Origin of the sequence: Tardiphaga sp., assembly GCF_028290785.1 — a bacterium.
GTDB lineage: Bacteria > Pseudomonadota > Alphaproteobacteria > Rhizobiales > Xanthobacteraceae > Tardiphaga.
The window spans coordinates 1-12165 of record NZ_JAQGJD010000084.1 but is presented as its reverse complement, the minus strand read 5'-3'; the positions used below and the strand labels follow the sequence as shown (position 1 = coordinate 12165).

Here is a 12165-nt window from a genome sequence, read left to right as displayed (position 1 = left end):
CCGGCGTGATGAAAGTGCTCCATGTAGTGATCGCCTGACGGTTTCAGGTCGATCAGCACAGGCACTTCGCGACTGAGTTCGTCGAAGGCCGCGAGGTCGATGCGGTGCACCGACCGATTGGCCATCGCGGTGAGATGGATCAGCCCGTTGGTCGAACCGCCGATCGCCTGCAGCACCACCTGGGCATTGCGGAACGAGGCCGGCGTGAGAAATTCGCTCGGCTTCGGGCCCTTGTTTCTGGCCAGTTCGGCAGCGACCTTCCCGCTCGCTTCGGCCGAGCGAAAGCGCTCGGCGTGCGGCGCGGGAATCGTCGCACTCATGGGCAAGGACAGCCCCATCGCCTCGGTGATGCAGGCCATGGTGCTTGCGGTGCCCATCACCATGCAGGTGCCGACGGACGGCGCCAGCCGCGCGTTGACCGCGTCGATCTCCTGCTGGTCGATTTCCCCGGCGCGGAATTTTCCCCACATACGCCGGCAGTCGGTGCAGGCGCCAAGCACCTCGCCCTTGTGGTGGCCCACCACCATCGGCCCGACCGGGATCACCACCGTCGGCAGGTCGGCGGAGATCGCCGCCATGATCTGCGCCGGCAGCGTCTTGTCGCAGCCGCCGACCACGATCACCGCATCCATCGGCTGCGCCTTGATCATCTCCTCGGTATCCATCGCCATCAGATTGCGCAGATACATCGAGGTCGGATGCGCAAAGCTTTCGCCGATCGAGATGGTCGGGAACACCATCGGCAGCGCGCCGGCCAGCATCACGCCGCGCTTGGCCGCTTCGATGATCTGGGGGGCGTTGCCGTGGCAGGGATTGTAGTCGCTGTGGGTATTGGTGATGCCGACGATAGGGCGGTCCAGCGCGTCGTCGGAATAACCCATCGCCTTGATGAAGGCCTTGCGCAGGAACAGCGAGAAACCGGCATCGCCGTAGCTGGTGAGCCCCTTGCGCAATCCATCGGCCATGTCGCGTTTCCCGTTTTTAGACGTGTTCTAGCGGCTTCTTATGGGGCCGCTAGAATCCTTGTCAATCGCCGGAAACGCGGGGCTATTTCGGTTCCCAGACGCGGCTGGCATCGCCGTCGAACTCGGTGCCGCAGAATGCGCCGCCCTGGTAGAAATCGCTCACCGGGTCGGGTTTCATTTTGGCCTGCTCGGCCATGGCATGCTCGCGATGGTCCTCGGCCTTTCCGACCGGGCGGTAGCCGAGCTCATAGGCGCGGGAATTGTCCCACCAGGCGCGCTCGTTATACGACGCGCCGTACATGATCTCGAAATGAATATCGGGATGGTCGAGCCCGATCTGGCACAGCTGCACCAGGTCCTCCGGCTTCAGCCAGATCGCCAACCGGCGCTGGTCGAGCGGGCGGTCGCCGAAATTGCCAATCCGCAGGCAGGTTACCGAGAGCCCGTGCTTGTCCGCATAAAGCGCGCCGAGCGCCTCGCCGAACACCTTGCTGACGCCGTAGCGGCCGTCCGGCCGTGCGGTAACGTCGGTGCCGATCTTGGTGTGGCGCGGATAGAAGCCCACGGCGTGGTTGGAGGACGCGAAGATGACGCGCTTGACGCCGTGCTTGCGCGCCGCCTCAAACAGATTGTAGGTGCCGATGATGTTGGCCTGCAGGATAGTCTCCCACGGACCTTCTACCGAGAAACCGCCGAAATGCAGGATGCCATCGACGCCCTCGCAAATCGATTCGACCGCGGCCATATCGGCGAGATCGGCCTGCTGGAATTTTTCACCGGGCTTCAGATTCGGTGGCGTCGTGAGGTCGCTCAGCACCAGGTCCGGATAGATCGGCGGCAGCAATTCCCGCAGTCGCGTGCCGATGCCGCCCGATGCGCCCGTCATCAATATTCTTGGCATTCCGTCCCTCGTCTGTTGCAACGTTACAGATGAGTATGACGGAGACTTGCTTGCCGCGCAAACGCGCCAATGGTAGCAAGCGGCTCTTGGCGAGGAAGCAACAACAAGGACCCAACGATGTCCGAAGCTCCATCCCGCGGCTGGCAACCGGCGACCTATTATCCTGATCCCGCGATTCACGCACTCGATCCGCGCTTCGAAAAATACTGGATCAAACTCGGCGCCATCGAACGCATCGCCACCGGCATGCGCTGGGCCGAGGGACCGGTGTGGTTTGGCGACGGCCGCTATCTGCTGTGCAGCGACATTCCGAACAACCGCATCGTCAAGTGGGACGAGGAGACCGGCGCGGTCAGCGACTTTCGAAGGCCTTCGAATTACGGCAACGGCAACACCAGAGATCGCCAGGGCCGGCTGATCACTTGCGAGCACGGCCGCCGCGTCACCCGTACCGAATATGACGGCAGCATTACCGTGCTGATGGATAACTTCGAAGGCAAGCGGCTGAACTCGCCGAACGACGTGGTGGTGAAATCCGACAACTCGATCTGGTTCACAGATCCGACGTTCGGGCTGATGAGCGACTACGAAGGCAACAAGGCGCCGTCGGAGATCGGCCAGAACGTCTACCGCATCGACGGCAATACGCTGCGCGCCACGATCGTCGCCGACGACGTGCTCGGCCCCAACGGGCTGTGCTTTTCGCCGGACGAGAAGCTGCTCTATGTCGTGGAATCGCGCGGCGTGCCGAACCGCAAGATCTTGGCGTACGACGTTGCCGCCGACTGCCGGACCATCGCCAACAAGCGCGTCTTCATCGATGCCGGTCCAGGCACGCCAGACGGCATGCGCTGCGACATCGATGGCAACCTGTGGTGCGGCTGGGGCATGGGCAAGGCCGAACTCGACGGCGTGTTCGTGTTCGCGCCCGACGGCGAGCAGATTGGCCGCATCGCCTTGCCGGAGCGCTGCGCCAATGTCTGCTTCGGCGGCGCGAAGCGCAACCGGCTGTTCATGGCGTCGAGCCAGTCGATCTACGCGGTCTATGTCAACACGCAGGGCGCGTTGGGGGGATAGTTCTGTAGCCCGGATGGAGCGAAGCGAAATCCGGGGGCAGAAGTCCAACATCAGCGGCCTTCCCGGATTGCGCTTCGCTTCATCCGGGCTACAAAAAAACGCCGGCGCGGATTTCTCCACGCCGGCGTTTCGCTAACTCACTCGCTTACGCGGCGTTGTAGCCGGCGATCGCCTTGACCTCGAGAAAGTCCTCCAGGCCGTACTGACCCCACTCGCGGCCGTTGCCGGACTGCTTGTAGCCGCCGAACGGCGCGGTGCGATCGTTGGGGGCGCCCTGCAGGTTGACGTTGCCGGCGCGGATCTTGCGTCCGAATTTTCGCGCGGTGTCGATCGTGTCGGCGGAGACGTAACCGGCCAGGCCATACGGCGTGTCGTTGGCGATCCGCAGTGCCTCGGACTCGTCCTTGGCGCCCATGATCACGAGCACCGGCCCGAAGATCTCCTCGCGCGCGATGGTCATGTTTTCAGTGACGTCCGCAAAAATGGTCGGGCGCACGTAAAAACCCTTGTTGACGCCTTCGGGAAGGCCGGGACCGCCGGAGACCAGCGTGGCGCCTTCCTCGATGCCCTTCTGGATCAGGCCCTGGATCTTGTCCCACTGGCCGCGATTGACCACCGGACCAATGACAGTTCCGTCGGCGCGGGGATCGCCGGCCTTGGTCTTGTCGGCTTGCGCCTTGGCGATGGCAGCGATTTCCTTCATCTTGGCCTGCGGCACGATCATCCGGCTCGGCGCGTTGCACGACTGGCCGGAGTTGTTGAACATGTGCGCAACGCCGCCGGTGACGGCCTTCACGAAGTCCGCGCCATCGAGGATCACGTTCGGCGACTTGCCGCCGAGTTCCTGGCTAACGCGCTTGACGGTGTTGGCGGCGCGCTTGGCGACGTCGATGCCGGCGCGGGTCGAGCCGGTGAACGAGATCATGTCGATGTCGGGATGCTCGGACATGGCGACGCCGACATCAGTGCCGAGACCGTTGATGACGTTGAACACGCCCTTCGGCACGCCGGCCTCATGCAGGATTTCCGCGAAGATCAGCGCCGAGGACGGCGTGAATTCCGACGGCTTCAGGATCATGGTGCAGCCAGCGGCGATCGCGGGTGCGACCTTGCAGGCGATCTGGTTGAGCGGCCAGTTCCACGGCGTGATCATGCCGACGACGCCGATCGGCTCGCGGGTGATCATGGCGGCGTTGTGCACCTCGTCGAACTTGTAGTTCTTCAGGACGTCGAGGGTCGCGACCAGATGGCCGAGGCCGGCGCCGGCCTGTAGCTTTTCAGCCATCGGCAGCGGGGCGCCCATCTCGTCCGAGACGGCAACGGCGATATCCTTCATGCGGGCCTTGTAGGCCACGATGATCTTTTCGAGCAACGCGACGCGCTCCTCGCGCGTGGTGACGGAGAACGTCCCGAAAGCCCGACGCGCGGCGATCACAGCCTTGTCGACGTCGGCCTTGGAGCCCAGCGCAATTTCATACATCGCTTCTTCGGTCGCCGGATTGACGACCGGGGTCGACTTCTTGACGGCGGGATCGACCCAGGCGCCATCAATGTAGAACTGCATGCGGTTGACCATTGGTAACCTCTTTGATTTCGGGAGCTTCAGTCAGAACGATCTGGGAAGGCACGGGGCGCCCGGCAAGCACCCTTGCCTCTCACCCCATCAATTGGACCCGCCATACGCGGGGCGCCGCGTGGTGGCGACGGCGCATATAAAAGCAGCGGGGTGGCGGGAGCAAGGCCCCGGGATTTGGCTAGCTCTAAATGCCGGCTCGTCGCATGCGCAGCTGCGCCGCACTGTGCGCTGCAGCATATTCCACGTTGCCGTTAGCTGGCGACCTTCACGCCCACCTTTACCGGCCGTTAGCTGGCGACCTTCACGCCCACCTTTACCGGCTTCACGGGCGCATCGGGGTCGGCCTCGTCATCCGCCATGGTGGAAATCGGCGACATCGGCGTGTCGCGCAGGCGCTTGAGGCCGAGGTGGCGCTCGCGCAGGATCACGAAGATGCCGGCGCCGGCGACGATCACCGCGCCGCAGACCACATAGAACGTCGGCACTTCGCCGAACATCCAGTAACCCAGCAAAAACGCCCACAGCATCGCGGTGTAGTCGAACGGGGCCAGGAACGAGGCCGGCGCGTAGCGATAGCTCTCGGTGAACAGCATCTGGCCGAGGCCGCCGGCGACGCCGATGCCGATCAGCAAGCCGATCTCGAGGCCGCCCACCGGCATCCGCCAGCCGAACGGCGCGGTGAGCAGCGACACCGCCATCACCGTCAGCGTCATGAAGATCACAATGGCCGAGGACGTCTCGGTCGCGGTCAAGCGCCGGATCTGGATCGTCGCGCCGCCGGAGGACACGGCGTTGATCAGCGCCAGCGCCAGCCCGACCAGCATCGACGTGGTGAGCGCGGCATGGTTGCCGAAATACGGCGACAGCATCAGGATGACGCCGGCAAAGCCGATGCCCACCGCCGACCAGCGATAGACGTGGACATGCTCCTTGAGGATCAGGGCAGCGAACACCACGGTGATCAGCGGCGCGATGAAGGCGATGGCGGTGACGTCGGCGATCGGCAGCCGCGCCAGCGCGCCGAAGGTGCAGAAGGTGCCAACCACGCTGAAGGCGCCGCGCACCAGATGCGCCGAGCGCCGGTCGGTGCGCAGCGCGCCGCGCAACTGGCCGCGCCAGCCGAAGAACAGCACGATCGGGATCAGCGCGAACAGGCCGCGCGCAAACACGATCTCTCCGACCGGAAGCGAACTGCCGAGATAGCGCGCCTGCGCGCCCATCAGCGCAAACGCCACCGTGCTGGCGATCTTCAGCGACACGGCCTTGAGGATATTCATAAATCGGGGAATCGCGTTGGCGGAGGGACCGCCGCACACAATCACGCCGGGGTGATCGCGAATAGGCCTGAAGCGACATGGCTTCCGGAGCGTCTATGCGCCTCCTTCATCTAGCCTTTCTTTTTCGGCCTTACCGGACCATCCACCGCCGGCAGCGACTTCAGGTAGACCGCCATCGCCGTGCGATCCTCCGCCGACAGTTGCGAGGTATTGCGGATCACGCGGGCCATCGAGCCACCGACGGTGTCGCCGTCCGGGGTCTGGCCGGTCTCCAGCAGGTAGGCGATGTCCTTCTCGGACCATTCCGCAAGGCCCTTCTGGGTGATGTTGGGCACCCAGCCCTCGCCCTCCGGATTGAGCCCACCGGCAAAGCGCTGGCTTTCGACGATGCCGCCCAGAACGTTGCGGGGGCTGTGGCATTCGGCGCAATGGCCGAGCGCGTTGACTAGATAGGCGCCGCGATTCCACGGCGCGGATTTCGACGCATCGGCAACCAACGGTTTGCCGTCGAGGAACAGCAACTTCCAGACACCGAGGTTGCGGCGGACGTTGAACGGGAACGGGACGTCATGGTCCGGCGCCTTGCTGGCCACCGTGGGCAGCGTCTTCAGATAGCCGAACAGGTCGCGGATATCCTCGACCTTGGTGTGCTGGTAGGTGGTGTAGGGAAACGCCGGGAAGTAATGCTGGCCCGACGGCGAGGTGCCCTTCGCGAGCGCGGTGACGAACTCCGCCTCGGTCCAGCGGCCGATGCCCGCATTAGGATCCGGCGAAATATTCGGCACGTAAAAAGTGCCGAAGGGCGAGGTGATCGGCAGTCCGCCGCCGAGCCGGGTGCGGTCCGGCTGCGCGGGCGTCGCGTGGCAGGAGGAACAACCGCCGGCATTGAAGGTTGTCAGTCCGTTCGCGATATCCGGCGTATGGATCGGCAGCGCCGTCGCCGCGATGGTCGCCGGGATCGTCAACCACCAAAATACCGCGAGGCCGATGGCGACAGCGCCGATGGCGAGAAATAAAAATCGTTTCAGCACGGGCGGGTCCGTCGTGAGGGATCGTGTTGCCGTCATTAGACGGATGTTGCCACCTTGTCCGGAACGAAATCGTGATCCCAGTCCGGCGATCACAGGAATAAACCACAAGCAGCGGCGTTTCGATCTTGACGATCTTGCGTCCACAGGGAGAAGACCATGACCGCTACCAAAACCGCAATCGCCGCGCTTGCGCTGGCCACCGTCGCCTTTTCTGCGCCCGCCTTTGCCGACAAGATGAAGGCGACGCTCAACGGTGCCAGCGAAGTGCCCGCCAACACCACCGCCGGCACCGGCACCGCCGATATCGACTTTGATCCGGCGTCGAAGAAACTGACCTGGAAGCTGAGCTATTCCGGCCTGACCGGCGCCGCGACCGCCGCGCATTTCCATGGCCCGGCGGAGCCTGGCAAGAACGCCGGCGTGGCCGTGCCAATCGCGCCGGCGACCAGCCCGTCCGAAGGCAGCGCCACCCTGACCGACGCCCAGGCCGCCGACCTCGTCGCCGGCAAGTACTATGTGAATGTCCACACTGCCGCCAATCCGGCTGGCGAAATTCGCGGACAGGTGACGAAGTAAGTTTCTATCCGGCTTGCTGAACTTCAAAGGGCGAACGCGATGCGTTCGCCCTTTTTGTTTGGTAACTGCCTCTTCGAAACTGTCGCTCCACAAGCGAACTTGCAGGCGCTCTCCTCGTCATTGCGAGGAGCCCTTGCGACGAAGCAATCCAGAAGACCGCGAACCAAGACTGGATTGCTTCGCTTCGCTCGCAATGACGGACGCGGACGGCAGCGACCAGTCCTCAGATCTTCAACCGAAACGTCTCGTGGCAACCGCCGCATTCCTTGCCGATGCCGCCAACATTGGCCTTCAGCGAGTCGAGATCCTTGATCTTGGCTTTGGCATCGGTGACCACCTTGGCGAAGCTGGCGATCTTGGCGTCGAAGCCGGCCTTGTCTTCCCAGATCTTCGGCGACGCGCTGTAATCGCCTTCGGGCTTCAGGCCCTTGGTGCTTTCCGGGAACAAGGTCGGCAGCTTCTTCGCGGTATCGTCAAGCTGCGCCAGCGCCGCGTCAACGGCGGCCTGATCATAGGGCTTGTCGCCCTTCGCCATGGCGCTGAGCACGCCACCGAGATTCTTGCCGTTGGCCTTCATGACGTTCTGGGCCTCCTTGACGACATCCTGCTGCGCCATCACGGCGCCTGTCCCCAGCAGCAACGCGCCCACCACCACGATCATACGTTTCATCGACTAACACCCCTTTTGGAATTCAACTAGGAACAATGCGCAACACGGGTTTAAACCCCGCCACCCGGCCTCTATTCCCGGCGGCGGCGTTTCACAGACTATGCAGCCGTTCGTGCTCGCGGATCGCCATCCAGACCCGCTCCGGCGTGGCGGGCATGTCGATGTGCTCGATCTTGTATTCGCGATACAGCCCTTCGATGATCGCATTGACCACCGCCGGGCAGGAGCCGATCGCACCGGCCTCGCCGGCCCCCTTCACGCCCAAAGGGTTGGTGGTGCAGGGAATGTTGTGGGTCTCGAAGCTGATCGGGGCGCCGTCGGCGGCGCGCGGCAACGCATAATCCATGAAGGTGCCGGTGACTAGCTGGCCGTCCTTGGGGTCGTACACCGCCTGCTCCATCAGCGCCTGGCCGATACCCTGCATGGTGCCGCCATGGACCTGTCCCGCCAGCAGCAGCGGATTCAGCGTGACGCCAAAATCATCGACGATCACGTAATTGACGATCGCAATTTTCCCGGTGGCGGGATCGATCTCGACCTCGACCGAATGGGTGCCGTTGGGAAAGGTGCCGTCGGCACTGCTGAAGGTTTCGGACGCATTGAGCTTCGACGGATCCGCCTTCTTGGCAAGTTCGGCAAAGCTGATCGAGCGGTCGGTGCCGGCGATGCGAACCACGCCGTCGTCGATCTCGAGATCGGCGGCGCTGGTCTCCAGCGCATCCGCGGCCAGTTCCCTCAGGGTTACCCCGAGCTTGCGGGTGGCGCGCTGCACGCTGACGCCGCCGGACGGGATCGAGGCCGAGCCGCCAGTGCCGAGGCCGGTGGCGACCTTGTCGGTATCACCCTGGATGATATGGACGCGCTCCGGCGCGACGCCGAACTGCTCGGCGACGATCTGCGCATAGGCGGTGTGGTGGCCCTGCCCGGTCGATTGCGTGCCGATCAGGATGGTGATGTCGCCATCGGGGCTGAGCGCGACATTGGCGGTCTCCTCGCCCATGGTGCCGCAGACTTCCACATAGGTGGCCAGGCCGATGCCCCGCACCAGGCCGAGCTTCTTCGCCGCCTTGGCGCGCTTCGGAAAATCCTTCCACTCGCCCACTTCCATCGCCCGCTTCATGTGGGCGGCGAAATCACCGGAATCGTAGATCTTGCCGGTAGCGGTGGTGTACGGCATCGCCTTCGGCGAGATGAAGTTCTTGCGGCGGATCGCATCCGGGCTCAGGCCGGCTTTGCGCGCGCAGGCATCCACGAGCCGCTCAACCACATAGGCCGCCTCGGGCCGGCCGGCGCCGCGATACGCATCCACCGGCACCGAGTTGGTGAACACGGTGCGGACGCGGCAGTGAAACGCCTGGATGTCGTAGAGCCCCGGCAGCATCCCCGCGCCGCCGTGCGGGATGTAAGGCCCGAAGGTCGAGAGATAGGCGCCCATGTCGGCCATCAGATCGACGTCCATGGCGAGGAACTTGCCATCCTTGTCGAGCGCCATGCGAGCGTGGGTGACGTTGTCACGGCCCTGGGCGTCGCCGACGAAATGATCGGCGCGGTCTGCCGCCCACTTGACGCTCTTGCGCAGCTTCTTGGCGGCGACCGCGACCAATGCATATTCCCGGTACGGAAACAGCCGCGTGCCGAAACCGCCGCCGACGTCGGGGCAGATCACGCGCATCTTGTCTTTGGAAATCTTGAGGACGTTGTCGCACAGGATGTCGCGCAGCCGGTGGCTGCCCTGGCTGCCGATGGTCAGCGTCAGGTGATCGCGCTTGGCATCGTATTCGCAAACGGCGGCGCGGGTTTCCATGTAGTTGATGATGACGCGCGGATTGACGATTCTGATTTCGGCAACCACCGGCGCCTTGGCAAACACGGCGTCCACCGCCTTCTTGTCGCCGATCGGCACGTCGAACAGCACGTTGCCGGCATGCGCGGGCCACACCTGCGACGCATCCTTCTTCACGGCATTGACGAGACCGTTGACCGACGGCAGCGGCGTCCATTCGACCTCGATCGCCTCGACCGCATCGCGCGCCTGGTCGATGGTCCCGGCGACCACGAAGGCCACGGCGTCGCCGACATGGCGCACCGTGCCGGAGGCCAGGATCGCGTAATCCGGTCCCGTGAACGGCGCATCCGGCAGATTGAACAGGCACGGCAGGCCGCCGAGATCCTTGACATCCTCGGCGGTGAGGATCGTCGCGATGCCGGGCAGCGCGCGGGCGCGCGCGGCGTCGAGCGTAAAAGTGGCGTGGGCATGCGGCGAGCGCAGCACCAGCGCGTGCAGCGTCTGCGGCGCGTGGTCGTCGGTGTAGCGGCCCTTGCCGCGAATCAGGGCGTCGTCTTCCTTGCGCAGGACGCTCTGTCCGACGCCGAATTTGATGGGAGCCATGGGGTCACCGACTGCAGTTTAGAGTGGCTCCATTGTGCAGTGGAAAGCGCAGAAGCGCAAATGCAGGGTGCAACGGGCTATCCCCGTTCGTGCCCCGGGCGCGACGCAATACGAAGTATTGCTTCGCAGAACCGGGGCCATCCCAAACGCCGGAGTTCGATACGATCCCGGCTCTGCGGAGCAGCACTGCGTGCTGCGCCGCGTCCGGGACACGAGAATTTTAGCTGCGCACCAGCGAGCGGAGCCATCTGGGGCCGAACAGCAGCAGGACCAACGCGGCATAGACGATGGTCCCGATCAGCATCAGCAGAACCAGCGCCGCCTCGTCGCGCAACGACGTCCATGCGGCGAATTGCGCCGCGGCAAAATGCGCCGTCAGCCAGAACGCCGCGGCGAGCGCCACGCCGATCACGAAGAATTTTGCCAGCGACAGCACGAAGCCGCGGTCGAATTCCAGGTAGCCGGCGCGCACTGCGAAGCCGACCACTAGCAGCAGGTTGACCCAGGCGCCGATGGCGGTGGCCAGCGCCAGGCCGACCTGCGCCAGGGAGCCCATCAGCAGGATCTTCAGCACCACGTTGACGGCGATGCCGGTGAGCGACGCTTTCACCGGAGTCGCTGTGTCCTTGCGCGCGTAGAAGGTGGCCACCGCGCTGCGGATCAGCACGAAGGGAATTAGCGCGATAGCATAGGCGGCGAGCGTGGCACCGGCCGCCACCGCATCCGCTTTGGTGAAGGCGCCGCGGGCAAACATCGCGCGCATGATAACGTCGGGCACCGTGAGGAAGGCCGCCACGAACGGCACCGAGAACAGCAGGGTGAATTCGAAGGCACGGCGCTGCGAGGCCATTGCGCCGGCATGATCGCCGGCGGTGATGCGGCGGGACATCTCCGGCAGCAGCACGGTGCCGATGGCGATGCCGATCACGCCGATCGGTAGCTGGTTGAGGCGATCAGCATAATACAGTGCCGACAGCGCGCCGACCGGCAGGAAGGTGGCGATGATGGTGTCGGCAAACAGCGCCACCTGGGTGCCCATCGAGCCCAGCGTCGCCGGCCCTAGCGCCCGAAAGAAGTCGCGGACGTCCTCGTCGAGCCGGAGCGGCGCGAAGCGCGGCAACCCGCCGTGGCGGGCGAGATCGCCGGCGAGCAGAAAATACTGCAGGAAGCCGGAGATCAGCACGCCCCACGCCGCGGCGTGGCCGGGCGTCGGAAACCAGACCGCGACCGCGAGCGTCGCCATCATCGCGATGTTGAGGAAGATCGACGCTGCCGCAGCACTGGCGAAGCGGTTCACCACGTTGAGCATGCCGCCATAGAGCGTCACCAGCGTGATCAGCAGCAGATAGGGAAAGGTGATGCGCGTCAGCTCGATGGCGAGCCGGCGCTGCTCGGGTTCGTCGGTGAAACCGGGGGCCAGAATGCTCATGGCCTGCGGCATGAACAACAGCGCCAGCGCCAACAGCACCACCTGCGAGACGAACAGCAGCGTGAAGATCCGGTTGGCGAACAGCCGCGCCGACGTCTCATTGCCCTCGCCTCGGACATGGGCATAGGCCGGCACGAAGGCCGCGTTGAAGGCACCCTCGGCGAAGATGGCGCGGAAATGGTTGGGCAGCCGCAATGCCACGAAAAAGGCATCGGCGACCGGGCCCGCGCCAAGAATCGCGGCGAGCATGATGTCGCGCGCGAATCCGGTGATC

At 64.4% G+C, this 12165-nt stretch carries 10 protein-coding genes; 2 read left to right on the top strand and 8 right to left on the bottom strand.

Annotation, left to right across the window (positions count from 1 at the left end; translation table 11 throughout):
• Together JWR89_RS04790 and JWR89_RS04785 are read right to left on the bottom strand one after the other, a co-directional pair.
• The coding region (locus tag JWR89_RS04790) for a dihydroxy-acid dehydratase (RefSeq protein WP_299712395.1) at positions 1–965 on the bottom strand (965 nt) is incomplete at its 3' end.
• 82 nt (positions 966–1047) lie between these two features.
• On the bottom strand, positions 1048–1866 hold the full coding sequence (locus JWR89_RS04785) for an NAD(P)-dependent oxidoreductase (RefSeq protein WP_299712392.1): 819 nt from the start codon (positions 1864–1866) through the stop codon (positions 1048–1050).
• Positions 1867–1983: 117 nt separating this feature from the next.
• Here JWR89_RS04785 and JWR89_RS04780 point away from each other — a divergent pair, with 117 nt between their 5' ends.
• Entirely contained in the window at positions 1984–2943 is a 960-nt protein-coding gene (locus tag JWR89_RS04780; protein WP_299712389.1) for an SMP-30/gluconolactonase/LRE family protein, read from the top strand.
• A 145-nt stretch (positions 2944–3088) separates the two neighbouring features.
• Here the strand turns inward: JWR89_RS04780 and JWR89_RS04775 are convergent, their stop codons facing one another.
• The 3 genes from JWR89_RS04775 to JWR89_RS04765 all read right to left on the bottom strand — a co-directional run bounded on the left by JWR89_RS04775 (position 3089) and on the right by JWR89_RS04765 (position 6827).
• The gene (locus JWR89_RS04775) at positions 3089–4519 is read right to left on the bottom strand and encodes an aldehyde dehydrogenase family protein (RefSeq protein ID WP_299712386.1); all 1431 of its coding nucleotides are present in this window, start codon (positions 4517–4519) and stop codon (positions 3089–3091) included.
• Between the two features lie 287 nt (positions 4520–4806).
• Positions 4807–5796 carry a DMT family transporter gene (locus JWR89_RS04770; RefSeq protein ID WP_299712383.1) on the bottom strand — a complete coding sequence of 330 codons (990 nt, stop codon included), beginning with the start codon at positions 5794–5796 and terminating at the stop codon, positions 4807–4809.
• A gap of 110 nt (positions 5797–5906) precedes the next feature.
• Complete coding sequence (locus tag JWR89_RS04765; RefSeq protein WP_299712380.1) at positions 5907–6827, bottom strand: cytochrome c; 921 nt, start codon at positions 6825–6827, stop codon at positions 5907–5909.
• 156 nt (positions 6828–6983) lie between these two features.
• Here JWR89_RS04765 and JWR89_RS04760 point away from each other — a divergent pair, with 156 nt between their 5' ends.
• Positions 6984–7403: a CHRD domain-containing protein gene (locus JWR89_RS04760; RefSeq protein ID WP_299712377.1), complete on the top strand. Its 420-nt coding sequence runs from the start codon at positions 6984–6986 to the stop codon at positions 7401–7403.
• A 223-nt stretch (positions 7404–7626) separates the two neighbouring features.
• Here JWR89_RS04760 and JWR89_RS04755 read toward each other — a convergent pair whose 3' ends face one another.
• The 3 genes from JWR89_RS04755 to murJ all read right to left on the bottom strand — a co-directional run bounded on the left by JWR89_RS04755 (position 7627) and on the right by murJ (position 12164).
• Positions 7627–8073 (bottom strand): cytochrome c, encoded by a 447-nt coding sequence (locus tag JWR89_RS04755; RefSeq protein WP_299712374.1) that lies wholly within the window; start codon positions 8071–8073, stop codon positions 7627–7629.
• 91 nt (positions 8074–8164) lie between these two features.
• Positions 8165–10462: a xanthine dehydrogenase family protein molybdopterin-binding subunit gene (locus JWR89_RS04750; RefSeq protein WP_299712371.1), complete on the bottom strand. Its 2298-nt coding sequence runs from the start codon at positions 10460–10462 to the stop codon at positions 8165–8167.
• A 220-nt stretch (positions 10463–10682) separates the two neighbouring features.
• Positions 10683–12164 carry a murein biosynthesis integral membrane protein MurJ gene (murJ, locus tag JWR89_RS04745; protein WP_299712368.1) on the bottom strand — a complete coding sequence of 494 codons (1482 nt, stop codon included), beginning with the start codon at positions 12162–12164 and terminating at the stop codon, positions 10683–10685.
• Position 12165 lies beyond the last annotated feature (1 nt).

Coding starts and splice junctions, on each gene's coding strand:
- JWR89_RS04780 (WP_299712389.1), top strand. CDS start 1,984: ATGTCCGAAGCTCCATCCCGCGGCTGGCAACCGGCGACCTATTATCCT.
- JWR89_RS04785 (WP_299712392.1), bottom strand. CDS start 1,866: ATGCCAAGAATATTGATGACGGGCGCATCGGGCGGCATCGGCACGCGA.
- JWR89_RS04755 (WP_299712374.1), bottom strand. CDS start 8,073: ATGAAACGTATGATCGTGGTGGTGGGCGCGTTGCTGCTGGGGACAGGC.
- JWR89_RS04760 (WP_299712377.1), top strand. CDS start 6,984: ATGACCGCTACCAAAACCGCAATCGCCGCGCTTGCGCTGGCCACCGTC.
- JWR89_RS04775 (WP_299712386.1), bottom strand. CDS start 4,519: ATGGTCAACCGCATGCAGTTCTACATTGATGGCGCCTGGGTCGATCCC.
- JWR89_RS04770 (WP_299712383.1), bottom strand. CDS start 5,796: ATGAATATCCTCAAGGCCGTGTCGCTGAAGATCGCCAGCACGGTGGCG.
- JWR89_RS04750 (WP_299712371.1), bottom strand. CDS start 10,462: ATGGCTCCCATCAAATTCGGCGTCGGACAGAGCGTCCTGCGCAAGGAA.